This is a genomic window from Agrobacterium sp. K11 (assembly GCF_059429395.1).
On sequence record NZ_JCAHRB010000008.1, the window covers coordinates 297,987 to 323,820 of the forward strand.

General features: G+C 59.8%; 25 protein-coding genes. 9 read left to right on the forward strand and 16 right to left on the reverse strand.

The features are described from left to right. The first annotated feature begins 63 nt into the window (after positions 1-63). The 3 genes from AC5SEO_RS16195 (at position 64) to AC5SEO_RS16205 (ending at position 1,778) form a co-directional block, all read left to right on the forward strand. Positions 64-759, forward strand: a complete 696-nt coding sequence (locus AC5SEO_RS16195) for a tellurite resistance TerB family protein (RefSeq protein ID WP_003516244.1) — start codon at positions 64-66, stop codon at positions 757-759. A 100-nt stretch (positions 760-859) separates the two neighbouring features. After that, on the forward strand, positions 860-1,552 hold the full coding sequence (locus AC5SEO_RS16200) for a GNAT family N-acetyltransferase (RefSeq protein ID WP_019566970.1): 693 nt from the start codon (positions 860-862) through the stop codon (positions 1,550-1,552). Continuing rightward, entirely contained in the window at positions 1,539-1,778 is a 240-nt protein-coding gene (locus tag AC5SEO_RS16205; protein WP_003516247.1) for a hypothetical protein, read from the forward strand. Before AC5SEO_RS16200 ends, AC5SEO_RS16205 begins: the two co-directional genes overlap by 14 nt. On the opposite strand, the gene AC5SEO_RS16210 is transcribed toward AC5SEO_RS16205, so the two are convergent. The 3 genes from AC5SEO_RS16210 to AC5SEO_RS16220 form a co-directional block, all read right to left on the reverse strand. Next, positions 1,769-2,830: a nickel/cobalt transporter gene (locus tag AC5SEO_RS16210; RefSeq protein WP_035200192.1), complete on the reverse strand. Its 1,062-nt coding sequence runs from the start codon at positions 2,828-2,830 to the stop codon at positions 1,769-1,771. The genes AC5SEO_RS16205 and AC5SEO_RS16210 overlap by 10 nt on opposite strands. Further along, on the reverse strand, positions 2,824-3,465 hold the full coding sequence (locus AC5SEO_RS16215; RefSeq protein ID WP_004430943.1) for a DUF1007 family protein: 642 nt from the start codon (positions 3,463-3,465) through the stop codon (positions 2,824-2,826). Before AC5SEO_RS16215 ends, AC5SEO_RS16210 begins: the two co-directional genes overlap by 7 nt. A gap of 103 nt (positions 3,466-3,568) precedes the next feature. Beyond that, positions 3,569-4,747, reverse strand: a complete 1,179-nt coding sequence (locus AC5SEO_RS16220) for a hypothetical protein (RefSeq protein WP_174006306.1) — start codon at positions 4,745-4,747, stop codon at positions 3,569-3,571. Between the two features lie 270 nt (positions 4,748-5,017). On the opposite strand from AC5SEO_RS16220, the gene AC5SEO_RS16225 reads away from it, so the two are divergent. The 3 genes from AC5SEO_RS16225 (at position 5,018) to AC5SEO_RS16235 (ending at position 7,812) form a co-directional block, all read left to right on the forward strand. Further along, positions 5,018-5,305: a hypothetical protein gene (locus AC5SEO_RS16225; protein WP_004430950.1), complete on the forward strand. Its 288-nt coding sequence runs from the start codon at positions 5,018-5,020 to the stop codon at positions 5,303-5,305. 487 nt (positions 5,306-5,792) lie between these two features. Next, positions 5,793-6,440, forward strand: coding sequence for an outer membrane protein (locus AC5SEO_RS16230; protein ID WP_004430952.1), 648 nt, complete (start codon positions 5,793-5,795; stop codon positions 6,438-6,440). Between the two features lie 190 nt (positions 6,441-6,630). Next, positions 6,631-7,812: an MFS transporter gene (locus tag AC5SEO_RS16235; RefSeq protein ID WP_174006307.1), complete on the forward strand. Its 1,182-nt coding sequence runs from the start codon at positions 6,631-6,633 to the stop codon at positions 7,810-7,812. 218 nt (positions 7,813-8,030) lie between these two features. On the opposite strand, the gene AC5SEO_RS16240 is transcribed toward AC5SEO_RS16235, so the two are convergent. The 3 genes from AC5SEO_RS16240 to AC5SEO_RS16250 all read right to left on the reverse strand — a co-directional run bounded on the left by AC5SEO_RS16240 (position 8,031) and on the right by AC5SEO_RS16250 (position 11,308). Next, a complete protein-coding gene (locus tag AC5SEO_RS16240) occupies positions 8,031-9,023 on the reverse strand; it encodes a WD40 repeat domain-containing protein (protein ID WP_013762340.1) in 993 nt (330 codons plus the stop codon). A gap of 244 nt (positions 9,024-9,267) precedes the next feature. Further along, on the reverse strand, positions 9,268-10,392 hold the full coding sequence (locus tag AC5SEO_RS16245) for a CobW family GTP-binding protein (protein WP_004430957.1): 1,125 nt from the start codon (positions 10,390-10,392) through the stop codon (positions 9,268-9,270). 115 nt (positions 10,393-10,507) lie between these two features. Then, positions 10,508-11,308 carry a creatininase family protein gene (locus tag AC5SEO_RS16250; protein ID WP_111788551.1) on the reverse strand — a complete coding sequence of 267 codons (801 nt, stop codon included), beginning with the start codon at positions 11,306-11,308 and terminating at the stop codon, positions 10,508-10,510. A gap of 79 nt (positions 11,309-11,387) precedes the next feature. Here AC5SEO_RS16250 and AC5SEO_RS16255 point away from each other — a divergent pair, with 79 nt between their 5' ends. From AC5SEO_RS16255 to AC5SEO_RS16265, 3 genes are all read left to right on the forward strand, one after another. Next, on the forward strand, positions 11,388-11,897 hold the full coding sequence (locus AC5SEO_RS16255) for a MarR family winged helix-turn-helix transcriptional regulator (RefSeq protein WP_174006310.1): 510 nt from the start codon (positions 11,388-11,390) through the stop codon (positions 11,895-11,897). Between the two features lie 131 nt (positions 11,898-12,028). Then, entirely contained in the window at positions 12,029-13,051 is a 1,023-nt protein-coding gene (locus AC5SEO_RS16260; RefSeq protein WP_004430963.1) for a LacI family DNA-binding transcriptional regulator, read from the forward strand. 299 nt (positions 13,052-13,350) lie between these two features. Next, complete coding sequence (locus AC5SEO_RS16265; protein ID WP_013762344.1) at positions 13,351-14,313, forward strand: 2-hydroxyacid dehydrogenase; 963 nt, start codon at positions 13,351-13,353, stop codon at positions 14,311-14,313. 133 nt (positions 14,314-14,446) lie between these two features. On the opposite strand, the gene AC5SEO_RS16270 is transcribed toward AC5SEO_RS16265, so the two are convergent. The 10 genes from AC5SEO_RS16270 to AC5SEO_RS16315 all read right to left on the reverse strand — a co-directional run bounded on the left by AC5SEO_RS16270 (position 14,447) and on the right by AC5SEO_RS16315 (position 25,785). Continuing rightward, a complete protein-coding gene (locus tag AC5SEO_RS16270; protein ID WP_038495038.1) occupies positions 14,447-15,574 on the reverse strand; it encodes a Gfo/Idh/MocA family protein in 1,128 nt (375 codons plus the stop codon). A gap of 144 nt (positions 15,575-15,718) precedes the next feature. After that, positions 15,719-16,531 (reverse strand): 5-deoxy-glucuronate isomerase, encoded by an 813-nt coding sequence (iolB, locus tag AC5SEO_RS16275; protein WP_013762346.1) that lies wholly within the window; start codon positions 16,529-16,531, stop codon positions 15,719-15,721. A 100-nt stretch (positions 16,532-16,631) separates the two neighbouring features. Then, the gene (iolE, locus tag AC5SEO_RS16280) at positions 16,632-17,540 is read right to left on the reverse strand and encodes a myo-inosose-2 dehydratase (RefSeq protein ID WP_112161307.1); all 909 of its coding nucleotides are present in this window, start codon (positions 17,538-17,540) and stop codon (positions 16,632-16,634) included. 1 nt (position 17,541) lies between these two features. Next, positions 17,542-19,368, reverse strand: a complete 1,827-nt coding sequence (iolD, locus tag AC5SEO_RS16285; protein WP_112161306.1) for a 3D-(3,5/4)-trihydroxycyclohexane-1,2-dione acylhydrolase (decyclizing) — start codon at positions 19,366-19,368, stop codon at positions 17,542-17,544. Continuing rightward, entirely contained in the window at positions 19,365-21,281 is a 1,917-nt protein-coding gene (locus AC5SEO_RS16290) for a bifunctional 5-dehydro-2-deoxygluconokinase/5-dehydro-2-deoxyphosphogluconate aldolase (RefSeq protein ID WP_111800730.1), read from the reverse strand. Before AC5SEO_RS16290 ends, iolD begins: the two co-directional genes overlap by 4 nt. Before the next feature lie 170 nt (positions 21,282-21,451). Continuing rightward, positions 21,452-22,267, reverse strand: coding sequence for a MurR/RpiR family transcriptional regulator (locus tag AC5SEO_RS16295; RefSeq protein ID WP_004430982.1), 816 nt, complete (start codon positions 22,265-22,267; stop codon positions 21,452-21,454). A gap of 187 nt (positions 22,268-22,454) precedes the next feature. Further along, complete coding sequence (locus AC5SEO_RS16300; protein ID WP_004430985.1) at positions 22,455-23,171, reverse strand: ABC transporter ATP-binding protein; 717 nt, start codon at positions 23,169-23,171, stop codon at positions 22,455-22,457. Continuing rightward, entirely contained in the window at positions 23,152-23,916 is a 765-nt protein-coding gene (locus tag AC5SEO_RS16305) for an ABC transporter ATP-binding protein (RefSeq protein ID WP_065660227.1), read from the reverse strand. Before AC5SEO_RS16305 ends, AC5SEO_RS16300 begins: the two co-directional genes overlap by 20 nt. Beyond that, a complete protein-coding gene (locus AC5SEO_RS16310) occupies positions 23,913-24,920 on the reverse strand; it encodes a branched-chain amino acid ABC transporter permease (protein ID WP_174069099.1) in 1,008 nt (335 codons plus the stop codon). Before AC5SEO_RS16310 ends, AC5SEO_RS16305 begins: the two co-directional genes overlap by 4 nt. 1 nt (position 24,921) lies before the next feature. Then, positions 24,922-25,785 carry a branched-chain amino acid ABC transporter permease gene (locus tag AC5SEO_RS16315; protein WP_495363895.1) on the reverse strand — a complete coding sequence of 288 codons (864 nt, stop codon included), beginning with the start codon at positions 25,783-25,785 and terminating at the stop codon, positions 24,922-24,924. Positions 25,786-25,834: the final 49 nt, after the last annotated feature.

Here is a 25,834-nt window from a genome sequence, read left to right on the forward strand (position 1 = left end):
ATTTGTATTCGTGCCATGGCTCCCTATCTTCCCGTGTAGACTTTACCCTCACAGGAGATTTTGATGTTCGACGCCAAGAAGCTTCTTGAACAATTCCTCGGCTCACAGGTGCCGGGCCTTTCGGGAAGCGTCCGTGACAGAGCCGGGCAGGCCGCCGATATCGCCAAGAACAATCCGATGAAGGCCGGTGCGCTTGCCGCCGCCATTCTGGGCACAAAGACCGGCCGCAAGCTCGCCGGCAATGTCGCCACCATCGGCGGCGTCGCGGCCATCGCCGGTCTCGGTTATCTCGCCTACAAGAATTACAAATCCGGGCAGGCGCCTGAAGTAGCTCCAAAACCCGAGCCGGAGCTTCTCGCCCCGCCCGCCGATTCCGCCTTCCATCCGCAATCTCCCGCCCTTTCCAACGATTTTGCGCTGAAACTCATCCAGGCGATGATTGCCGCTGCCAAGGCAGACGGCCATATCGACGAAAAAGAGCGCGCCAACATCATGGATAAGGTGCAGGTGTCCGGCCTCGACACTGAAGCCGAGCGGTTCCTCGAAAAGGAACTGGCCGATCCTCTGGATATCGACGCACTGGTGGCTGCTGCCCGCACAGAGGAGCAGAAGGTGGAAATCTACACCGCCTCGCGTCTTGCCATAGAGGCCGATACGCGGGCTGAGCGCGGTTATCTCGATCTGCTTGCCGGGCGGTTGGGATTGCCCGATGCGCTGGTCGATCATATCGAGTCGACGGTGGTGGCGGCGAAGGTTTGAGGTTAGAACAGGGGGGTGAACCACGCCCCCCTGCCGTATATGCACTGTTGTCATCCAGCCCCGCTTGGCCTAATCCTTCTCCCAGACAATGGGGAAGAGAATGCGCGATCTGAGTGATTTTAAGGGATGTCCGGCGCCGCAGCCGGTGACGCTGAAGGGCCGTTATGTGACGGCGGAAACGTTTGATCGCGACAGGCATCTTGCAAGGCTCTGGACTGCGCTTGGTGGTGAGGGGGTCAATGCGCTTCTCAAATATTTCCCGCAAAGCGGCTTTGCCGATGCTGCAGCCTTTGGTGACTGGCTTGTCAACGCGGGTGATAAACTCAACTGGGTGACATTGGTTTTCGTTGAAAATGCCACCGGTGACGTCGTCGGAATGGCAAGCTACATGCGGCCCGATCCCGCCAATGGCGTGGTCGAGGTCGGTTCGGTTGCCCATGGCGCCAGGATGAAGCGCTCGCCGCTTTCGACCGAAGCGCATTATCTGATGGCGAAACACGTTTTCGAGGATCTGGGTTACCGCCGCTACGAGTGGAAATGCCACAATCAAAACGAACCCTCCAAGATCACTGCGAAGCGTTACGGCTTCACCTTCGAGGGTGTGTTCCGCCAGCACATGATCTCCAAGGGTGCCAACCGCGATACGGCGTGGTTTTCCATGATCGACGGCGAATGGCCGTTGATTGGCAAGGCGTTTGAAATCTGGCTTTCGCCGGAGAATTTTACGGCCGATGGCGCGCAGAAGCGCAAGCTTGAGGATATCCGCGCGGAGCTCGCCCATGACCACGCCTGAAAAGAAGGCTGGCTCTGGCCGTAAAGACTGGTCGCCGGGCCTTGCAGCCGCTGGCATCATCCTTGGTTTTGGGCTGGTGTTTTACGTGATGCCGAAAATCATGCTGTGGCTGGGGGATTATTCGCCCTTTCTTGCGGCGGCGTTTGGCTCGGTGGTGGTGCTGTGCTTTTTCCTGCTGTTCTGGCTGCGCGCCCGCTACCAGCGCCGCCGCGACAGTCAGAACTGAAGCGACGCGCCAAGCAGCATAAGGCCCATCAAAAGCACGAACAGCGCACCGGCAATCTCGATCGCGTGGCTGATGCCCGCTGCCCTGCGGCTTCCGGGGCCGGCGAAGCGCACGGCAAGCCCCTTGGCCGAGACGGCCATGATGGCAAGCAGCGATACGGTGATGGCGGTACCCAGCGACATGGCAAGCACGGAAAGCACGCCGCCGAGAAAAATCCCGTTCAAGAGCGCAAAGCTCATGACGATGATGGCGCCGGAGCATGGCCGCAGGCCAACTGCGATGATGGCCGACCACGCTTCGTGCAGGCTGAAATTCTTGCCTTTGAGGAGCAGCGGATCGGGCGCGTGCGATTTTCCGCAGGAGACGCAAAGATCACCTGTGCCGCTATGGGCGTGGTCCGCGAAAACCGGCTTGCCCTGAAACCTGAGGCCCGTGCCCATGCCCGTGGTTCTGACTGCTGTTGCTTCCCCTGCAACGGCGAAGGCGGCAACAGGTACGCGCCGGATGCGCAGCGACCAGAGCTTGCGTAGCAGAAGCCAGGCGCCGAACAGCGCCACCATGGCAAAGCTGGCGATCTCCATTGCCTGCGTGGCTTTCGTCATGGTGATGGAGGTGCCGCGCAGCACGAGCCAGGCTGCGACAACGAGGCCGATGGCCATTGCGCCCTGAATGAGTGCTGAAATGAAGGAAATGAGAATGCCGCGTTTCAGCTGCGTTTCATTGGCGATCATATAGGAAGAGATGACAGCCTTGCCGTGGCCAGGACCGGCGGCATGAAAGACCCCGTATGCAAAGGAGAGGCCAACCAGCGATGCCATCGCCCAATTGTCTTCGCGCATGGCTTTCAGGGCACCGGTCAGCGCCCGGTAGAACATCTGCTGGTGCACGTTGATCCATTGCATCAGCGGCGCGAACGGCCCGCCAGGGGCAAAGGACGGCTCGGCCGAGCCTATGCCGAGCGGCGATTGCGCATGGGCAGCACCTGCCACAGCCAGCACGCAGATCGCGGCGATGGTCAGGTGTCCGCAAAGGCGCCCGCTTCGGCTCAGCATGTCACCTCCAGCCGGGTGGCGAAGAGTTTGGTCATGTCGGTGCCGGTCGGGTCGTTGAAGAAAGCGTCGGTGAGCGAACTCTGGTTTTGTGAGATCACCTCGTCCGGGTCGGGGCGCACGACATGGTGCTTGCAGGCGGCGAGATCCTTGCCGACGGTCGCCAGATCGCCGTCTTTCGCAAAATCGATCGCCGTATACATGGTCGGGTCCCACGCGCCGAAGCTGAGCTTGCCCTTGATGGAAAGCGGCGTGTTTGGCTTGACGGAAAAGAACATCAGGATCTGCTTGTCCTTGTAGTCCACATGAATGGTGTCGGGCTTTGCGAAATCCACCTGTTTTCCGTTGGCGGTAATGAAGGTGTAGTAGGAATATTCGCCGAGCGATTCACGCACGGTGTTGCCGATTTCGGCCAGCTCATTCTTGTCCAGCTTCAGGTCGCCGTTCTTGTCGTAATCCATCACCACGCTTGCCGAGAACATCTCGTCGAAACGCCAGATGTTGCGCACCTCCTGGATGGTACCGTTCGGCCCCTCGACGATTTCCATGCGCGCTTCGGCGAAAATATGCGGATGTGCCGCGGCGGCAACGGGAATGGAGGTCAGGCCAGCCGCAAGGAGCAAAAGTCGTCTGTTCATTATCCGGTCTGTCCTGCCTTCGAATCTCGGAGCTGGATTCTAGCAGAAATTGGGACCGAATTTCGACCTGATATGCGCTTTGGTGATGTGGCTGCCCTATGTTTCAGAAGGTGCCGGTGAAACGCGAGGTGACGCTCGATCCGCTATAGGACAGGTCGGTGTCGCGCTCGCCATGCAGAAGGCGGTTGAATTCCACCTCCAGCTTGCTGTTCTTGCCGGTATCGAAGGACAGTGTGGCCACCAGCCTGCGTTCGCTGGTATCGTAATTGTAATAGATCCAGTCCTTGTGGACACGCTGCAGCGCCAGGTCCAGCCCCACCTTGTCGGTGAGCTTGCTTGTAACCACGAACTGCCAACGGCGGTGGAACTCGGCAATGGGATCATCAGGGTCGAAAAGCGCATAATCCTGGGAGAAGCCAGCACCGAAGGCGATGCGGTCGGTAGCCTTCACCTCGGCTTCGGCCCTGAGATAGGGCCGGGTGCGCTTCACCTTGTCGCTGATATCGTCGCCGGAAATGGACGTCAGGCCCCCTTCGGCCAGAACGGCAAAGTGTTCGGAGAACTTGAAACCGTAGGCAAGTGATCCCCGCAACGTGCTGGCCGGAAAACGCTCGTATTTCTCCTGCTGGCTTTCCGGCACGACAATGCGGTCATAAGCAATTGTCAGTCCGGCCTCGCCGCCGGCCAGCGGGCGCACATGTTCGGCCTTGAGCGACAAGAGCGCTTCATTGGCCTCCAGGCGGGTGGGCTCGAAATAGGCCGGACGAAAACGCGCCCTGCCTTTCATCAGGCTGGCAAAACCCGCCGTCAGCGTGTTCTTTCCGCCAAGAGCAAGGATGCCGAGCTGTGTCGATGCCTCCAGCTTGTGGTCCAGTCGCCGGTAACCGATGTCTTCTTCCGGCAGATGCAGGAAGATATCGCCGGCATCGCTGCGTGTGCCACGCAGCTCCACGGCCCATTCCAGCCGCTCCGACAGACGCCTGGTCAGCCCCAGGCTGGCAATGGTGTTGTGTTCATTGGCAAAACGGTAACGGGGGAGGCGAACCTCCTCATGCTCGAGCGAATAACGCAGTTCCGTGCCATCAAGCACGAACTTTCCGTTAAGCCCGAAGCCCGCGCGCAGCGAAATCGCCTTCAGCCGGTTGGTATCGCCGAAGTAATTGGTGTCGTAGCCGATGCCGGTTTTATAGGTGATATTGTGTTCATCGGCGTTTTCCCCCGCCTGCGCACCGCAGGTGCAGGCAAGCCCAAGAACAAGCGCGATGTATCCTCCCAGCCGCATTTGCATCTCCGGTCTCTAATTAAGCAATATCTTATATTTGGATGGTTAATAAAGTTTCAGGGGCGACATATTGTCGAGGCCGGAAGTCATGGTGTATTCCACGGAAATTCGAGAAGAATATACCGGCGCCAGTCGCGTAAAACTTGATTAAAATCACCAGTATTAAAGTTAATTATTTATTGTAATATTAGGCTTTGCTTGAATTAGAATCCTCTAAATATACAGTTCGACTACGCCATGGGGCGTGATCAAACATAAGAGGAGAGAGAAATGATTGCCAAATTTGCTTGCATAGCCGCTGTTCTTACTGTCGCTTCCGTTGGTCAAGCCAATGCCGGTGGTCTGCTGGGCGGTATCCTGTCCGGAAACAGCAACAAGGGCGGCGCACTCGTCGTCGTGTCGCCAAGCATCGATCTGGGTGTCAGCGGTATCCTGTCCAATAACGGGATTCTGAACGGCAACAAGACCGGTATCCTGAATGGCCTTCTCAACGGCAACAAGACTTCCGTCGATGTCATCGACAACAAGAACGATGGCGGCAAAAAGCGTCGCCACTAATGGTGCAGATCGAAAATCGACAGGGATTTTCGGCGTGAACGATGCGCGCAGGATATAAGCCGGAAGCAGTCCTCCAGCTACGTGTGTATGACACACGGTGCTTCCGGAAATAACAAACGGCGCATCGCATGACTGCAAGGGGGCCTTCGGGCTCCCTTTTTTTGTTTGTGTGGCCGCCAATGACTGCACACACAAAACTGCGGGATGGCCACTACTCATGAGGGTTTTGTGACGCGATCGCTGTCGTCATATGTCGGGACCCACGGTTCGGGATCATCCGCGTGAGTTCTGATTTATATTTGATAAATATTGGCAATGTTAACGGGAATACGTTCTGCAAGGGCCTTTTTGTCCGTGCCGTTTACGCGATTTTAACCACGATGTTCTTCAATCTAGGGGTGCGTCAACCCCGTCATTACGCTGCGTTTCTGGTCGCGAAAACTCGCATCACGCAGGTGCCGGGATGGTATTTTCAAGGAGCTATCGCATGTTGAAACAATCTCTTCTCGCTCTCGGCCTGCTCGGCATTCTTTCTGACGCATCCGTTGCCGCCGACGCCGTCGGCGATATTCCAGCGGCACCGGTCGTCAACGATGTTGCGCCTGCCTTTTCCTGGGACGGTGTTTATGTCGGTGCCTCCGCCGGTTATGGTTGGAACCGCGTGAAGTCGACCACTTTCGGTGTCACCACGAAGCATGAATTTGACGGCGGCCGTTTTTCCGGTTTCGCTGGTTATAACGCTGAAGTGGCCCCCTCCATCATTCTGGGTGTCGAGGGCGATCTCGGTTATGCCTGGGGCGACAAGACCATCGTCACCAGCGAGGTTTCCGCAGGCCTGAACGGCTCCGCGCGTCTGCGCGCCGGTTATGCAATCGACCGGGCGCTGATCTACACCGCTGCCGGCTACACCGCGACGGACAGCGAAGTGAAGGCGCCCTTCGGTGAGGACAGCAAGGTGCTGCACGGCTGGACGGTCGGCGCGGGTGTAGACTATGCCTTTACCAACAACCTGTTTGGACGCGTCGAATATCGTTACAACGACTTCGGCAAGGCAACCTACCATACCGGTCCGATCACTTCGACCGGCGATGTCAGCGAACACGTCGTCAAGGTTGGCCTTGGCGTGAAGTTCTGACGGTTTTTCCGTCTTCGACAAGGGGCGGCGCAAGCGCTGCGACGCCCCGGTGCTTAAGGAAACAGGGGTGGTGTGCTTCGTGACGAACGAAAACACACATCGCCTTCCGCTCGGGCTTGAACAGCATACCCTTTTGGTGTGATGGTGGCATCAATCCACTTCCCGCTGCCGATCTCCAGTCGATTCCCCCATGCTACAGAAAAACACCTCGCCGGGCGTTTTTGATCGTCAGGCCTATATGATCGCCGTGCTGGTCTTCATCGCCGGCGGCACCAATGCGGCTGTTGTGCCATTTATCGGTTTTTACATCATACAGGTCCTTGGTCACCCGCCGGCCACGCTTGGTCTCTACAGCGTGACGGCAATGGTTGCTTCGATCATCGCCAGCCGCACTTATGGCGAACGTGTCGATGCCGGTGTGCGGGTGCGGCCATTGCTGCTGCTCTCTGTGTTTGGTGCTTTTATCGCAGCGGCGGCGGCGACCTCCGGGCATCTCGCATTGCTCGTGGCGGTGACGGCAACGGGGATGGGGCTTTCCAACGCCGCCAGTACCCTGATTTTCAGTTATGGTCGCTACCATGGCCGGGTAAAAGCACTGGATGCGCCTGCCTATAACGCCTTTCTGCGGACAATGGTGTCGCTGGCATGGATGCTGCTTCCGGCCGCCGCCTATCTGATCCTCGATCTTGCCGGTGCGCAGGCCGTGTTCATGAATGCCATGCTGATGGCGGCCATCTGGGGCGGGCTTGCCCTTGCCTTCGTGCCGCGCGGCCAGACATGCCCGATGGAGCGACGGAAAGAGGGCGACAACGATACGCGGCGCAACCTGCCGCTGTTGATGGCGGCGGCGGCCAGCTTCTGCATGTCTTTCGCCCACGCCCTGTGCGCCTCGGCCCTGCCGGTATTTCTGGTGCGCGAGGTAGGCCTGCCGGATTATGTGCCGGGCCTGTCGCTCAGCGTCAAATGCGCGATGGAGGTTCTGCTGATCCTGCTTGCGCCAAGGATCATGCGCCGGGTCAGCGCCCGCATCCTTCTTTGTATCTCTGCGGTGATGGCAATCGTCGCCTTCAACGTCATAGCCTCGGTCCAGACCCTTCCGGCCATGTTGTTCGGAGCAGCACTTGAAGGGGCCTATTACGGGCTTTGCGCCGGAACGTGCCTCACCTTCGTGCAGGGCTTTGCGCGCGGCCGCACCGCGCGGGCGACCGCGCTCTACATGAATTCCATCTTCCTTGCCGGGTTGTTTGCAGTGCCGCTTATGGGGTTTGTGTCGCAATATGCAAGCTTCGGTACGTCGATCAGACTTGCTTCGGTTGGTGCAGGGGCAGCCATGCTGCTGCTGTTCCTGACGCGGCGTCAGGTCAGCGAATAGCGAGACAACGCCGAGGTTTTCTGGCGCTGACACCTACCAGCCCTCATGCCTGTGCTTGTCACAGGAATCCAGTCGATGCGCGTCTGCGTGGCGAAAACAGTCCCTTGCAGCCCAAGGACTTGGGCTGTCTAGATTCCCGTGACGAGCACAGGAATGAGGGCGGAGATTGAGCCGTATCCAGCCATCCGTCGAAACCGGACGTGCGCCTGTTGCTGTCCTTACGCCGAAATATCGACAATGCCGCAGTCGCCTGCCTCGGAGGCAAATGCGAGCAGTTTGCCGGTGGCGCTCCAGTCCATGCCGGTAATGGCGCCCTTGCCGGGGCGGCGAAGCAGGGCTTCCTTGCCATCCGCAAGCCGCACGCCAAGGATCATGCCGTCAATGAAGCCAATGGCCAGCACATCTTCCAGCGGGTGAAAGGCGACATTGGTAGCCATGATGTTGGCGCGGCTACCAAGTTCTTCGGGTGCCTTGCCCATCGGGCCGTCCTTGCCGGAAAACGGCCAGACGATCGCGGCCGGGGCACCTGATGAGGCGAGCCACTTGCCCTTTGCCGACCACGAAACGGATTTCACCTTGGCGGGATAACCCGTCATGCGCATATGGCGGGCTTCCATGCCGCCCTTGGTGGCCTCCATCTTCCAGCCATGCAGGGCGTTTTCCTGCATGGTGGTGACGAGGAACTTACCGTCAGGCGAGAAGGTGACGCCGGTATGGGCACCTTTCCATTCCAGATCGACCGGATCGCCTGCACTCGCCACCCAATGCAGCGTCACGCCGTTATAGCGTGCAACGGCAATGCGCAGGCCCTTGGGCGCGAAGGCTATTGCCTCCACCGTGCGTTCTTCCTTGAATTCCTTGACCGTGCCGTCCGAGAGGCGCACGAAGCTGGACTTGCCGACACCATAAGCGACCGCCTTCTGCGGACCGCCGGCAACAACGCCGACCCATTTCCGCGGCACATTGGCGATCTCGCTGAGGCTGCCATCATGGCCAATGCGCAGCACGCGCCCGTCCTCGCCGCCGGAAAGCAGCGTGGCGCTATAGGGGTCGCGGATGCAGGTCAGCAGACCCTCATGCGCCTCAGTGACCTTCTCGCCGCCATCCAGCCGGTGAATGGTGCCGGCGGCGGTGGCAAACAGCGGAATGTCGCCGAGAAAATGGGTCGAGACCACGTGGCCTTCGATATCAAGCGGGGCAACAGTCGGCATGGGGCATCGGTCTTTCGTCTATGTGTTTGTCATTGATGGATTTCGGTCGCAGACCAGGTCGGGAAGACCCGTTGGTGCGGTTTCAACCCGTGGCGTCAAGGTCGGTCCTCGGGTCATGCCCGGGGATCACTCGACCATCCATATGCTGGCGGCAATGGCTCCTCGGGTCAAGCCCGAGGATGACGTCGAAAGTGAGGAAGGGCACCGAAAACGCCAAAGGTGACACGGTGCCCCGTCAAGGATGTCAAGCCGTGGCAAGGCAGGCGTTGAAGCTCTTTTCCAGCTTTTCGCGGTCGAGTTCGCGGCCGATGAAGACAAGGCGGCTTTCGCGCTTTTCGCCTTCCTTCCACGGGCGCTGGTGATCACCCTCGATGATCATGTGCACGCCCTGCACCACGTAACGTTCCGCATCGCCCTTGAATGCGATGATGCCCTTGAGGCGCAGGATGTTCGGGCCGTCCGTCTGGGTGACCTTCTGGATCCACGGGAAGAAGCGCTCCGGGTTCATTTCGCCGCCGCGCAGCGACACCGACTGCACCGTTACGTCATGGATCGGGGAGGCGGCGCCATGGTGGTGGTGATCGTGGCCGTGGTCATGATCGTGGTGCGCGTGATCATGGTCGTGATGATGGTGGTCATGGCCGTGATCGTGCCCATGATCATGATGGTGGTGGTCGCAATCAGGACCGCACGCGTGATCCTCGTGGCCGTGCTCGAGGAAGTGCGGATCGTTTTCGAGCGCACGTTCCAGATTGAAGGCGCCCTGGTCGAGAACGCGGGCAAGATCGACGCCGGAACGGGTGGTCTTGTAGATGCGCGCAGAGGGATTGATGGCGCGCACGATATCCTCGATGCGGGCAACTTCTTCCGGCGAAACGAGATCGGTCTTGTTGACGATAACGACATCGGCAAAAGCGATCTGATCTTCGGCTTCGCGGCTGTCCTTCAGGCGTAGCGGCAGGTGCTTGGCATCGACAAGTGCGACCACGGCGTCAAGCTCGGTCTTGGCGCGCACGTCGTCATCCATGAAGAAGGTCTGGGCGACCGGAACGGGATCGGCAAGGCCAGTGGTCTCGACAATGATGCCGTCGAATCGGCCGGGCCGGCGCATCAGGCCTTCGACCACGCGGATGAGGTCGCCGCGCACCGTGCAGCAGACGCAGCCATTGTTCATTTCGTAGATTTCTTCGTCGGATTCGACGATCAGATCGTTGTCGATGCCGATCTCGCCGAATTCGTTGACGATGACAGCGTATTTCTTGCCGTGGTTCTCGGACAGGATACGGTTGAGAAGCGTCGTCTTGCCGGCGCCTAGATATCCCGTCAGGACGGTGACTGGAATGGGCTTGGCTGGTGCTGTTTCGGTCATGGAAACCTCGCGTGGAGAAAGGCCGGTTGAGGCCTCAAGGAATAAGTGTCGACGTCCATATAGGCGCGACGTTCGGGCAGTTCAAAGGGATTCTGGCTGGTTTCGGCGCAGTTTTTCAAATTTTGTTATGAAATAACGTTATGTCAAAAGCGTGGACGTCTTCAAGCAGTTCGACAAGGCCCGAAACGGCATGGGAAATGATCCTTTCGCCCTTCTCGGCTGAGGCGGCGGCGGCGTTTCCGGCAACGCCATCAGGGTTCAGGTCGCTCATCAGCCAACCGAAAGCGTGTGGACCATAGGCACGCAGATGCCTGAAACGGCTGGCGAAATCGCTCTGGCGGGAGGGGAAGTTGACGGCTTTTTCCATCGCCACCCGCTCCGGGCAAAGCGCCAGCATGACCGACGTCTCGATATCGCCACCATGGATATCGATCGCCTTGTCTTCAGGCTTCACGATATCCGCTGGCACGCCGAAACGAGTCCAGCTGGTGGCGACCGCCAGCATACCGAAGCGGGCGCGCGCCTCGGTGGCGACGATGGTCATCAATGGCGAATTGCCGCCATGGGCGTTCAACATCACGAATTTGCGCACGCCTTTTTCATATTCGGCCTTAGCAATGCCGAGCCAGCGCTCAACGGCCTCATCGTAACGCAACGACTTCGTGCCCGGCACATTCATGTGCTCGATGGAATATCCAACGGGCTCCACCGGCAGGAAGGAGACCGGCAGACCGGCGGGCAAAACAGCAGCCAAACGGGAGACAATGCCCGTCGCAATCAGCGTGTCTGTCTCGAAGGGCAGGTGCGGCCCGTGCTGTTCGTGCGCACCGAGCGGCAGCACTGAAATTGCACCTGTTGCGCGAAGATGTGGGTCTGTTACGTTTTCGTCGTGATAATGCGTGTATGAGTTTGGCATCTGGCAGTCCGCGCGTGCATTCGGTAAGGATTTCCAGCAACATATATCGGTTCCGCCACAGGGTAAAAGGCACTCGCATATGAGCAAGGACAAAACTGGGCATAAGGACAAGGGCGCCAAAAAGGACAAGGGCACCAAGAAAGTAAAGGACGCCAAAAAGAGGGATGAGAATTTCAACCCTGAGGAACTGGCGCAATCCATCACCCAGGCCGCCCGTTCCATGCGCACGGCGTTGAGCCACAGCCTTGCCGAAAGCGGCCTTTATGCCGGGCAGGACGGCGTTATTCTGGCGTTGGCGCAGGAAGGCAGCCTCACGCCTGGGCAGATCGCCCAGAAACTTGGTGTCAAGGCGCCGACCATGACGCGAACCATCGGCCGCATGGAAGCCCAGGGCTTCGTGGAGCGCAGCGGCGATGACGAAGATGGCCGCGTAACACTGGTGAAACTGACGGAGACAGGCCTGAAAAGCGTCGAACATATCAACGTCTCCATCGCAAATTGCGGTGCGCGGGCGATTGCGGGGCTTTCGGCCAAGGACATCAGGACGGTGGTTAAACTTCTCAAGGTGATCGATACCAACCTTCAATAATTTGTTGAGTTTTTAAAAACCACTGTCTTTTTGTTGATATTCCTTAAACCGGTTGCGGATTTTGTTTAAATTGTTTAATTGCGATTTAAACAGAAACGTCTGTCAATGACATGGGTTTGGGGAGAAATGCCGTGGCACAAAAGATCAAACTGTCGACAATCGCCGAAAGCCTCGGTCTATCGACTGCCACCATCTCCCTTGCATTGCGCGACAGTCCGCTGGTCGCCTCCGACACCCGCGACAAGATCAAGGAACAGGCACGGGCGCTCGGCTACATCTACAACCGCCGGGCCGCCAGCCTGCGCACCTCGCGCTCCGGCATCATCGGCGTGGTGTTCCACGATGTGATGAACCCGTTTTATGGTGAAATTCTCAAGGCCATCGAAACCGAGCTGGATCGCAGCCGCCAGACCTTCATTCTGTCCAACCATTATGATTCGGTTGAAAAACAGCGCACCTTCATCGAAACGCTGCTGCAACTTGGTTCTGATGGTATCATCATGTCGCCCGCCATCGGCACGCCGATCGAGGACATGACGCTGGCTGAGGAAAACGGCATGCCCGCCATTCTGGTGGCCCGCTCGCTCGAGGGCGTCGACATGCCGACCTATCGCGGCGACGACAGCTATGGCATTTCGCTTGCGACCAATCATCTGATCAGTCTTGGCCATCGCACCATCGCCATGGTTGGTGGTACCGACCAGACCTCGACCGGCCGCGATCGTTATCAGGGTTATGTCAACGCGCTGCGCAAGGCGGGAATCGAGGTCGATCCGAACCTGCGTATTCCCGGCCCACGCTCCAAGCAGGGCGGTTTCGAGGCCGCAGTGCATTTCCTGTCGCTGCCGCAGAAGCCCACCGCTGCTGTCTGCTGGAACGATCTGGTCGCCATCGGCCTGATGAACGGCATTTCGCGCGCCGGACTGGTGGCGGGCGTGGATATTTCCGTGACGGGTTACGACGATCTGGAGGAGGCGGCCATCGCCACGCCGGCGCTGACCACGGTGTCCAACGGACAGGCCGAGGTGGGGCGCCTTGCGGCGCGCGCGCTTCTGGACAGGCTGGCGGGCAGCCACGAGCCGGATGGCGTGCACCTCATCAAGCCGGAAATGCGCATCCGCCAGTCGACAGGGCCGGTGCGTCCGAGGGTTTGAGCAGCGATTCTCTCTCTTTCGTCATTCCGGCCTTCAGCCTAAAGCCAGCCAGCTCAAGCCCTTGAGCTGGAAAGACTCTTTGCGCCCCGCCGACGCGCGCCTCAAGTCCGGCATGACGGAGGCGGGCGCGTAAAAAAACGGCATGAAACTTCCGTCTGCCCCCATAGCTTCCCCTTATTGCCCTTTTCACGGCCGCCGTTGTTTGAAAAGATCGCGGCCCAGAAGAGCGGGATGGCGAGTGGTTCGCCCATGAATCCGCTCTGACGATATCGGAATGCAATCAGGAGGAATATCCACCCATGTCTGACAGACAAGCCGTCGTTCTCGTTCCCGGCAAGATCAACCCGCGCGTGCTCGAACGCCTCGAAGGCAAGGTCGAGATCGTGACAGTGCCCGCCGGTGCTGAGCCGGTTCTGCCTGATGGTGCGGCTGAGCGCATTAATGCCATCGCCGTTTCTGGCGTCGTCAACGCCAAATGGATCGATGCGCTGCCGAAACTCGAGATCATTGCCAATTTCGGCGTCGGTTATGATGGCGTTGATGCCAAACATGCCGCCACGCGCGGGATCGTGGTGACCAATACGCCCGATGTGCTGAACGACGAAGTTGCGGACACGACGATTGCGCTGCTGATCAACACGGTTCGTCGTCTCTATCAGGCCGAAACCTGGCTGCGTGAGGGAAAATGGGTTGGCGAAGGGCCCTTCGCGCTTTCGCCGTTTTCCCTGCGCGGCCGCAAGGTCGGCCTGTTCGGCATGGGCCGCATTGGCCAGGAAATCGCCAAGCGGCTGGAGCCATTCAAGGTGGAGATCGGCTATCATACCCGCAGCAAGCGCGATGGCCTGCCCTATACCTATTACGGTTCGCTAAAGGAGATGGCGCAGGCTGTCGACACGCTGATCTGCATCGTGCCCGGCACCCCGGAAACGCACAAGGCGATCAATGCGGAAATCCTCTCGGCACTTGGTCCGCAGGGCGTGTTCATCAATGTCGGACGCGGCTCCAGCGTCGATGAGGATGCGCTTTTGCAGGCCCTCAAGAGCGGTGCGGTGGGTGCCGCCGGTCTCGATGTGTTCTACGCCGAACCGAAGGTGCCGGAAGCGTTCCTGTCACTGCCGAACGTTTCCCTGCTGCCGCACGTCGCCTCTGCGTCCATCCCGACGCGCAACGCGATGGCCGATCTGGTGGCCGACAATATTCTCGGCTGGTTTAGGGATGGCAAGGTGCTGACGCCGGTGCCGGAAACGCCGGTTAAGGGATAACACCTCTCCGCCGTCATCCTCGGGCTTGTCCCGAGGATTCAACCAGGTAGCGTTAAATCAATCGGTTGCAGATGCTCGGGACAGGCCCGAGCATGACGAAAGAGGCAAAGTTCCGCGCTAACCCCGCCTCTGCCTATTCCGCAATCTCACTCGTCGCGACCCATCGTCCCTCGGCGAAGGACCGGGCCATGGCATGAATGCTGCGCTCGATCTTCAGGCCTTCCTCGAAGTCGATGATATGCGCCGTCTTGCCCTCGATGGCCGCGATCAGTTCCCGGCACTCGATCACCTTAAGATCGTTGAAGCCGAGCCCGTGGCCGGGTGCGGGGATGAAGCGGTCATACGGCTTGTGGTGAGGGGCGGCGAGAACGGTTCTGAAACCCTGCTCCTCCGGGCGCCCGTCCGTGGTGTAGAGCTGGAATTCGTTCATCCGCTCCTGGTCGAAAAGGATCGAGCCGGTAGAGCCGTAAATCTGGATGGCGATACGGCCCTTGCGGCCCCAGGCCGAGCGGTTGGCGATCAGCACCGCCGAAATGCCGCCTTCGAGCTTCAGAAGCACGCTGGCAAGATCATGCGTTTCCACAGCGCGCTCGCCGCCGCCACTTAGCGGCCGCGTCTCGTAAGGCTTCACCATATCGGTGATCGCGCTTTCGGCATGGCCGAAAAGGGAAAACAGAAGTGACAGCGGATGAACAGCGAAATCATCCAACGCGCCATAGCCGGAGGAGGCTTCGCTCTTCCAGTAGAAGGGCTGGGTGGCATCCGCCATGAAGTCCTCATCCATTTCCGCACGGACATGGTAGACATTGCCGATCGCGCCTTCGTCGATAAGGCGGCGCATATGGCGGATGACAGGGTTCTGGATGTAGTTGTAGCCCATGGCCGCCGCCTTGCCCGAACGGCGGGCCGCATCGCGCATCTTCACGGCATCCGTGAAGGCAGGCGCCATCGGCTTTTCGCACCAGACGTGTTTGCCGGCATCAAGGGCGGCAATCGCCATTTCGGGGTGAAAGGCATTGGGTGTGGTGACCGAGATCACATCGATTTCAGGGTCGGCAAGCAGATCGCGCCAGTCGCCGGTCGAGCGGGCGAAACCGAACTCGGCGGCCTTCTTCGCCGCAAGCTCGGGATTGACCTCTGCCAGTGTGACCAGTCGTGGACGCTCCACATCGCCAAAAACGCTGGTGACGTTGTTCCACGCCAAAGCGTGGCACTTGCCCATGTAACCCGTGCCAATAAGGCCAACGCCAAGAGCGGCCATGGTCTCTTCTCCCTAAATTATTACGATGAAATCAATACGTTCGATTGCTTTCTTCTCTACGGCAATCGCGACGCGGACCTTCCTCGCCCCTCATTCCTGTGACAGGCACAGGGATGAGGAGGGTGCCGTGGACGCTGGCATGCCTCAGGGATTGTCGCGCTTGAAAATCCAGTCGTGATCGGGGTGGTTCTTGAAGCGCCATTTGCGCATCGGCCCGGCCATCACGTTCAGATAATACATCTCGTAGCCATAAGGCGCGCCGCAGGGGTGGTGTCCCTTGGGAACCAGCACGACATCGCCGTCCGCTACAGCCATGGTCTCGTCCAGCGACCCATCCTCGGTGAAAACGCGCTGGAAACCGAAACCCTGCGCCGGGTTGAGCCGGTGATAATAGGTCTCTTCCAGATAGGTCATATCGGGGTAATTGTCTTCGTCATGCCGGTGCGGCGGATAGGACGACCAGTTGCCCGACGGGGTGAACACTTCCGTCACCAGGAGACTATCGGCGACATCGCGCTCTTCCATGGCGATGGGGAAAATGTAACGCGTATTGGCGCCTTTGCCGCGCTCGGTCAGTTGCACGCCATCGGGACCGATCTGTTGCGCTTCGCGGCTACCTTTTTCACCCGGTGCGGTGCAGACACCGACGGTGCAATCCGTCGTGGCCGTCAACGACCATTCGGAGCCGGCGGGAACATAAACGCAGTGCGGCGGCTTGCGCTCGAACACGTTCATGCGGTCGCCGAGTTCACCGAACTCCTTGCCCCCGGCGGAAATCTTCGCCTTGCCTTCGACAAGCACCAGAATGACTTCCGTATCGCCAGTCTTCTCGGCTGCGGTTTCACCGGGCTTCAGACGATAAAGGCCGAAACCGACATAACCCCAATCCGCGCTTTGGGGCGTGATGTCGTGCACCTTGCCGCTTGTCGCGACCGGCTTGCGCAGAAGTGAGGTCATGGTGGTGTTCCTTTTTGGTCAGTCGTTCAATTTATCGGGCGGCTATTCCCGCGTTTCCCTCATCCCTGTGCTTGTCACAGGGATGAGGGAGTAAAGGGCCTCAAGCCGCCTGAGCCTTGTCCAGTCCGGCGTCACGGGCAAAAGCCTTCAGCGATTTCAGGCCGAGGCTCTGATATTCGAAGGGGTTGCGCACATCCGGGTCCTGTTCGGCCTCGATGACCAGCCAGCCGCTGTAATTGTGCTCGGCGGCAATTTTCAGAACCGGCGGGAAGTTCACCCCGCCCTCGCTGTCACCCGGCACGGTGAACACACCGCGGCGAACGCCTTCGAGGAAGGAAAGCCGCTCGTTCCGAACCTGATCGGCAATCACCGGCCGCACGTTCTTGGCGTGGATATGGCCGACGCGGTGCATGTATTTCTGCGCGACGCGCACGGGATCTCCGCCGCCGAACAGGCAATGGCCGGTATCGAGGAGCAGATGGGTCTTCGGCCCGGTATGCTTCATCAGAAGGTCGATTTCGTCTTCGCTCTCGACCACGGTTCCCATGTGGTGATGGTAGACGAGGGTGATGCCCTGTTCGGCAGCATAGGCCGCCAGCGCCTCCACACCCGCGCCGAACTTCGCCCAGTCCTCGGCCGCAAGGCGCGGACGGTCGACCAGCGCCGTGTCGTCGGCACCGTGAATGGCGTTCGAGGTCTCGCAGACGATGATGACTTTCGAGCCCATGGCTTTCAGCAGATCGAGCGCCGGCTGCATGGCCTTCTTTTCGGATTCGATGCTGTCGGTCAGAAGGTTCAGCGAATGCCAGCCGGAGACGAAGGAGAGGCTACGCGGCGCAAGCACACCCTTCAGGCCTTCCGGGTCAGTCGGGAACTTGTGGCCCTTCTCGATGCCGTCGAAGCCGATCTTGGCGGTTTCGTCGAGGCATTGTTCAAGGCTGATATTGGCGCCCAGTGTGCGGTCGTCGTCGTTGGACCAGGCTATCGGGTTGGTTCCGTAACGGATCATCTTATTGTCTTTCCTTGATATGGTTTTCGTAGCGCGCGCGCGCCGGTCCGATTTCGGCCCGGTCGGAAACTTCGGGTACCGCCACATCCCACCAGTGGCCACCGGCCTGCGGGGTTGGATAGGGGTCGGTATCGATGACGATGACAGTCGTGCGGCTGGATTCGCGAGCGGACGCAAGCGCCGCTTCCAACTCGGCGATGGTGGAAACCTTGCGCGCATCCGCGCCCATAGAGCCGGCATGGGCGACGAAGTCGATGGCGATGGGGTTGACGTTGGTGTGGGCGTAGAGGTTGTTGAACTCCGCGCCGCCGGTTTCCATTTGCAGCCGGTTGATGCAGCCGTAACCGCGGTTATCGGTGATGACGAGGGTGATTTTGACGCCCATGGCAACCGATGTCGCAAGCTCGGAATTCATCATCATGTAGGAGCCGTCGCCGACCATGACGATCACGTCCCGGTCCGGTTCCGCCATCTTGATGCCGAGGCCGCCGGCAACCTCATAGCCCATGCAGGAGAAGCCGTATTCCATGTGATAGGAAAGCGGCAGCTTGGATTTCCACAACTGATGCAGCTCACCAGGCATGGTGCCCGCCGCGCACATGACGACGGTATTGTCGCGTGACTGGCGCTGTACGGCGCCGATCACCTGCATGTCGGTGGGCAGGCTGTTGGCATTGTCCTCGCCCGGTGCTGCCGTATCGGCATCGGCCTTCTCGAACCATGCCGCCTTGAGCTTGGCATCCGGTGCCGTGAAGCGGTGGCTGCCAAGGGCGGCCGACAGTTTTTCGAGACCGATCTTCGCATCCGCCGTCAGGCTGATCGCATCATGCTTGGCGCTGTCATAGGGCTGCACGTTGAGGGCGAGGATCTTGCGGTCCGGGTTCTTGAACAGCGCCCAGGAACCGGTGGTAAAGTCCTGAAAGCGGGTGCCGACGCCGAACACCAGATCGGCTTTCTCGCTTATGATATTGGCGCTTTCGGCACCCGTGACGCCGACCGGGCCGAAATTGAGATCGTGATCCCACGCCAGTGCCGATTTGCCGGCCTGGGTTTCGACGACCGGGATGGAATGGGTTTCCGCAAAACGCTTCAGCGTTTCGGTGGCGCCGGAAAAATGCACACCGCCGCCGGTAACGATGACGGGGTTCTTCGCAGCCTTTAGCGCGGCGACGGCCTCTTCGAATTCCGCCACATCCGGTTCCGGGCGGCGTTGCCGCCAGACGCGCTTTTCAAAGAAGCTGACGGGATAATCGTAAGCTTCCGCCTGCACGTCCTGGCAGAAGGCAAGCGTTACCGGGCCGCAATCGGCAGGGTCCGTCATGGTGCGCATGGCGCGGGGAAGGGCGGTCAGCAATTGTTCCGGGCGCATGATACGGTCGAAATAACGGCTAACCGGGCGGAAGCAGTCATTCACCGTCATCGTGCCGTCGCCGAAATCCTCCAGCTGCTGGAGCACGGGGTCGGGACCGCGATTGGCGAAGACATCGCCGGGGATGAGAAGAACCGGCAGGCGGTTGACATGGGCGAGCGCTGCCGCCGTTACCATGTTGGCAGCACCGGGGCCGATGGAGGAGGTGACCGCCATTGCCCGCCGGCGACGCAGCTGCTTGGAATAGGCAATCGCCGCATGCGCCATGGATTGCTCGTTCTGGCCGCGATAGGTCGGCAGTTCCTCGCGAATGCCATAAAGCGCCTCGCCGATGCCGGCGACATTGCCATGGCCGAAGATGGCCCAGACACCGGCAATATAGGTCTCGCCATGCTCATTCATCTGCGCGGCGAGGTAACGAACCATAGCCTGCGCAGCCGTCAATCTGATTGTCTTCACGCTGCCTCTCCCTTTTTGGCGCGCGCCTCATCCCATATGCGGCACAGGCTGGTATAGCGCTGCGCCATGTCCTTCACCGCTTCCTCATCGGTGATCTTGCCACCGAGCCAACCCCGCGCGGCGTCGGCAAAAATCGTGCGGCCAACCGCGAAACCTTTGACCAGATCGAAACCGGCGGCAAGGCGGAAGCTCTCCTCCAGCTCGCTTTGCGGTGCGTCGAGACCAAGAACGACGATGCCGCGCACGTAAGGATCGTTGCGATGCACGGCGTCGCAGGCATTTTTCCAGGCGGCTCTGGTTTTCATCGGCTCCAGTTTCCACCAGTCGGGATAAACGCCGATCTCGTAAAAGCGTTCGATGATGCGCGCGGCGGTCAGATCGTCGGTCGGGCCGACCTTGGAGGGAATGACCTCGAGCAGCATTTCCAACCGGTTGCGGCGTGTCGCCTGGAACAGACGCATCACCGTCTCCTCCTGCGCGGCGCGCATTTCGTCGGTATCATCCGGGTGATAGAAGCACAGAACCTTGACGACATTTTCCAGCGGCCATTCGGAAAGCCCGCCGAAATCCTTGCCGAGTTCCGGTTCCAGCGTCAGCGGGCGCGAACCCGGCCATTCCACCGGCCGGCCTATCCACAGACCGGAGCCGCTGGCTGCGAAAAGCGCATCGCGTCCGAGGCGTCCGTCACAGAGGATACCGTAACCCGCCTTGCCACCGGCGACCGTTTGCGCGGCCTCAAGGCAGAGCTTCTTGAAGGCGCCGATGCGCTCATGTTTAATGCCGAGTTCGTCGGCGATCGCTTCCAGTTGCATGCGATGGTCGAAGGCGAAGACGCGCATTGTGTCCCATTCGCCCTTGCGATTGGTTGACCAATGCACCTGTTCCAGCGCCTCGTCCTTGCGCAGCGCCTTGTTGCGGATGCCGGCCTTGAAGAAATATTGCAGCTCTTCCCAGCTCGGATAGGCGGGAGTGCAGCCGTGGCGGGAAACGGCAAAGGCGCCACAGGCATTGGCGTATTTCAGTGTCGTCGGCCAGTCCTCGCCGCGCAGCCAGCCACGGAAAAGCCCGGCCATGAAACCATCGCCCGCGCCGAGAACATTGAAGACCTCGATCGGGAAACCTTCGCCCGTCTCGCCATCGTCCAGGCTTGCCGGAATTTCGCCGGCGAAAACCGAAGCACCCATCGGGCCACGCTTGCACACCAGCGTCGCGTTCGACACCTTGCGTACGGCGTTCAGCGCGGCCAGCGTATCGGTCGAGCCGCCGGCAATGTGGAATTCTTCTTCCGTGCCTACAATCAGATCGAAGAGATGCAGGGTGGATTGCAGCTTGGCGGTGACCTTCTGCGATTCCACGAAGCGGCTTTCGCCATCGCCATGGCCGGCAACACCCCAGAGATTGGGTCGATAGTCGATGTCGAGCGCTGTTTTCGCACCGTTTTCGCGGGCAAGTGTCAGCGCTTTCAGTACGGCCGCTTCCGTCTTCGGATGCGACAGATGCGTGCCGGTGGCGCAGACACAGCCTGCTTCGGCAATAAAGGCGGGATCGATGTCGTCTTCGCTGAGCGCCATGTCGGCACAGTTCTCGCGATAGAAAATCAGCGGAAACTGGTTCTGGTCGCGAATGCCGAGAAGCACCAGCGCCGTCAACCGCTCCGGGTCGGTTTTCACGCCGCGTACGTCCACGCCTTCGCGCACCAGCTGTTCACGGATGAAGCGGCCCATATGCTCGTCACCAACGCGGGTGATGACGGCACTGGCAAGGCCGAGCCGCGCAGCGCCGGCCGCAATATTGGTGGGGGAGCCGCCAATATATTTGGCAAAGGAGGCCATGTCCTCCAGCCGGCCGCCGACCTGCGAACCATAAAGGTCGACCGACGAGCGCCCGATCGTGATAAGGTCAAGTTTTTTCAAAAGCTTCCTCCTTCGGACCCCGCATTGAGGGAGCCTGATGCCAGTGGGCCTCCTCCGCCCACTTTCTGTCTCACCACCTTCGGGTGCATTCACGAGACGGACAATTATGGAATGCCCGTTTCATGAATTTGGATCATAAATTCTATTTTTTATGTTTTCAATAAAAATATTCAGGCTGTTTTGCGTGTTCCCACAGCGACAGCGAGTGTGATGGCGAGACAGAGCGTGGCGGAAAGCGAGCGGAATGCACCAAAATCGATTTCCGTTACCGTGAGCAGCGTCGCGCCGGACTTGCGTAGCGGATTGACGGCCGAATCGGACATGGCGACGACAGGAATACCATTGGCGCGGGCCATTTCCGCCAGTTCCAGCGTTTCAGCCGAATAGGGGGAGAAGGTGATCGCAATCAGCGCATCGTCGCGGGAGATGGCGCTGAGGTTGCCGAGGCCACCGACGGCGCTGTGCAAAACCGCAGGTACCTTCATTTTCTCGAAGGCGTAAGCGAGGTAACTGGCAATGGGGAAGGAGCGCCGCAAACCGATGATATGCACGGTGCGCGCCTGTGCCAGCGCCGAGACCGCCTCGTCAAGCTGCCGTGTATCGACCGATTTCAGCAGCATTTCCAATGAGGACCGGCCAGCCTCCACGAATTCCGCCAACAGGCCCGACGCGCTCTCGTCGCCCTTTTCGCGCAGGTGGTCCAGCCGGGTCGCATAATCCGGCCAGCCGCCGACATAGGAATCGCGAAACAGGCGCTGCATCTCCGAAAAGCCGGAAAAACCCATGATCTGGCAAAAGCGCATGAATGCAGACGGCTGCACGCCGGCACCTTCTGCCATTTCGGCGACGGTGGAAACGGCAATGCGATCCTGATTGGACGCGACATAATCTGCACATTGACGTAATCGTTTCGGCAGGCCTTCCGCGACCTGAAGCAACCGCTCCTCAAAAGCCTTCACGGAGTCTGGCGCATCGATTGCCGTCATTGTCGTTCCTTTGTGCAGATTGAAATCGTGTGCACTTTAACTGCAATGGAATTTTTATTCCATTGTGTTTTTTACGAACGGATCAATGAAGTGGGATCGGGGTTTGTTGCGGTGTGTGATCGGGTTAACTTTCGTCATTCCGGCTCGAGGCCGGAACGACGAAGAGGGGGTGATTGACGCTTTTGGATCAGTGCAATCCACCCACGCCAAGATGCGTATCAACAATATCCGGGTTCGCCGCAAGATCGTCGGACGGTCCTGACCAGACGATGCGGCCGCGTTCCATGATGATGGCGTGGTCGGCGAAGTCGATGGCCATCTGGATGCGCTGTTCGATGAGAAGAATGGTCATTTCGCCCGATTGCGCGAGTTTCGAGAAGGCCGCCATCAGTTCCTCGCAGATAACAGGGGCGAGACCTTCGAGGGGTTCATCGAGAAGCAGCACCTGCGGCTGGCCGAGGATGGTGCGGGCGGTGGAAAGCATCTGCTGCTCGCCACCGGAGAGTTGCGAGCCGAGATTGCGGCGTCTTTCCTTCAGGCGCGGAAACAGCGTGTAAGCTTCCTCGATGGCCGATTTCGGCCGGCCCTTGAGGCCGACGAAGAGGTTTTCTTCGACTGTGAGTGTCGGAAAGACATCGCGGGTCTGCGGCACGTAACCGAGACCGGCGAGGGCGCGGGCAGCACTCGGCAGGGCGGTGATGTCCTGCCCGCCGAGATGGATATCACCGGCAAATCGTTTCGTCTGCCCGGCAAGCGTGGCAAACAGGCTTGTCTTGCCAACGCCGTTACGTCCGAGCACCGCGAAACGCGAACCGGCGGGAACGGAGAGCGACAGACCCTCGATGACACGGGTGGGGCCGTAACCGGCGGTCAGGTTGGCGATTTCAAGCGGCGCTGCGGGCATTGGCGTAACTTCCGAGATAGGCTTGGCGGACTTCTGCGTTGCTGGTGACTTCGCCAGGCGAACCGTCGAATATGACGGCGCCTGCGGCGAGCACGACCACACGTCTGGCGAAACGGAAGACCAGATCCATGTCGTGTTCGATCATCAATATGGCGAGGTCGGCGGGCAGGCGATCGAGCGCCTGTTCGATACGCGCCGTTTCCGTCGAGGGAACGCCGGCGGCAGGTTCATCAAGCAGCAGGATTTTGGGCTTGAGCGCCATGGCAAGTGCGATCTCGATGAGCCGCTGCTGGCCATAGGCGATTTCACGGACGCGGGTTTCGGCGATGGCAAGCAGGCCAAGCGTTCCGAGAATGTCGCGCGCCTCGCTCATCACCGTTGGCATGGAGCGGTAACGGCCGAAAATCCGGCCCGTTCTGCCTTCCCTTTGCAGAATGGCGAGTGCGACATGTTCCTCCGGCGTCATGTCCTGGAACAGCCGCGTCACCTGAAACGAGCGGACAAGTCCGCGCTTCACGCGCTGACTGGCGCTGAGCCCCGTCACGTCTTCTCCGGCAATCCGCACGGTTCCGGCGGATGGCTTGATGTTTCCGGTAACGAGGTTGACGAATGTGGTCTTGCCGGCGCCGTTGGGGCCGATCAGCACGGTGCGATCGCCGGGCGAAAGCGACAGCGAGACATTGTTGGTAACGACGAGACCGCCGAAATTTTTCTGCAGGCCGGAAACTTCGAAAATGGCGCTCATTTGCGATCTCCCCGCAGGCGCGCGATGATCTGTTCGCCCGCGCCATAAAGGCCGCGCGGCGCAAACAGCACGACGGCGATCAGAAGCAGGCCTACGATTGTGAGCCAGTGGAACGGATTGGCGGCGGAAACGACGTCTTCGAACCACATGAAGGTGACGGTGCCGATCAGCGCGCCATAAAGCGAGCCCGCGCCACCGAGAACCAGCATGACCAGCGCTTCGGCAGACAGCGTGAAGCTGAGGCTGTCGAGGCCGACCACCTGCGTGGAGATGGCGTTCAGCGCGCCGCCGATTCCGGCGACGATGCCTGATATCACGAACATCTTCAAAATCGTGCCATTGACCGAACCGCCCATGGCCTGAATGCGGATGCTGTCCTGCTTGACGCCGCGACACAGCATGCCGAAGGGCGAATTGACGACGACGCGAAGTGCCAGAAAAACCAGAAGCAGCAGGCAGACGCCGTAGATATAGGCGGTGCGGCCGTAGAGATCGAATTCGAAGGTGCCGAACAGCGCATCGGGCGAGACGCCGGCAAGCCCGTCGCTGCCGCCCGTCCAGTCCGACGCCTTGTTGGCCGCCTCATGGAAAAGATGGACAACGGCGATGGACAGCACCAGTTGCGGCAGGCCGTGCGCGCGCAACAGAATGGTGCCGGACAGCAATCCCGCGATGCCGCCCACTGCTGCGCCGATGAGGGTCATGAGAAGCGGGTCCGTGATACCGTAGTGGGCAGCGGCAATGCCGGCGGCATAGGCGCCGGCACCGAACAGGGCCGCATGGCCGAGTGTCGCCACGCCACAATAGCCGGTAACGAGATCGATGGAGAGCACGAGAAGCGCTATCGCGATGATGCGCGTCAACAGCGCCAGATTATCCGGAAACAGGAAGTAACCGGCGATGGCGGCGATGATGATGAGCACCGGACCGCCAATCGCGCGCAGGGGCGAGCGGGCCTTCGGCGGTTTTGCCGTTTCAGTGAGGTCGTTCATGAGCACCGCCATCTCATTTCGCCCTTCCAAGAAGGCCGCGCGGAAACAGCGTGATGATCACGATGACCGCCAGATAGAAGAAGAATTCGCCATATTCGGGGGCAAGATACCGCCCGGTCGTATCGATGGCGCCAAGCAGCAGACAGGCGATCAGCGCGCCGGGGATCGAGCCTGCGCCGCCGACGGATACGACCACCAGGAAGGTGACCATGTAGCGCAGCGCATAATAGGGTTCGACCGGCAGCAATTCTGCGCCGATGACGCCGCCCATGGCCGCAAGGCCGACGGCGATGGCGAAGCTTACGGCATAGATGATTTCGGTGCGCACGCCGAGGGCTGCTGCCATGGCCGCATTGTCCACCGCTGCCCGCAACTTGATGCCGAAGGCGGTCTTTTCGAACGTGAACCAAATTGCCGCCGCCACCACGAGGCCAGCGACGATGGCGAAGATGCGGTGGGTGGCGATGGTGCGAAAACCGAGATCGGTGGGACCGGCCAGTTCCTGCGGCAGCGGAATGGTTTTGAGCGTTGGCCCGAACACGAAATTGGCGATGCCGATGATGCAGAAGGTGATGCCGATGGTCATCAGCACCTGCGTCAGTTCCGGTGCGCCGTAGATGCGCCGGTAGAGAAACCGTTCGAGCGGTATGGCGATCACGATGGTGCCGGCAATCGCAACGAGGATTGCCGCCGCGTAACCAAGGCCGAGGCCATGGGCGGCATAGGAGGCGAGATACCCGCCGATCATGGCGAAGGCGCCGTGGGCGAGATTGACCACACGCATCAGCCCCATTGTCACGGATAGGCCGATGGAGATGATGAAAAGCACCATGCCATAGGCAAGCGCATCGACAAGGATGCTGAAGACCGTCTGCATGTTCGAAAGCTCCTCCCGATGCGATTACGCCCGTGCCGGAGCCGCCCGC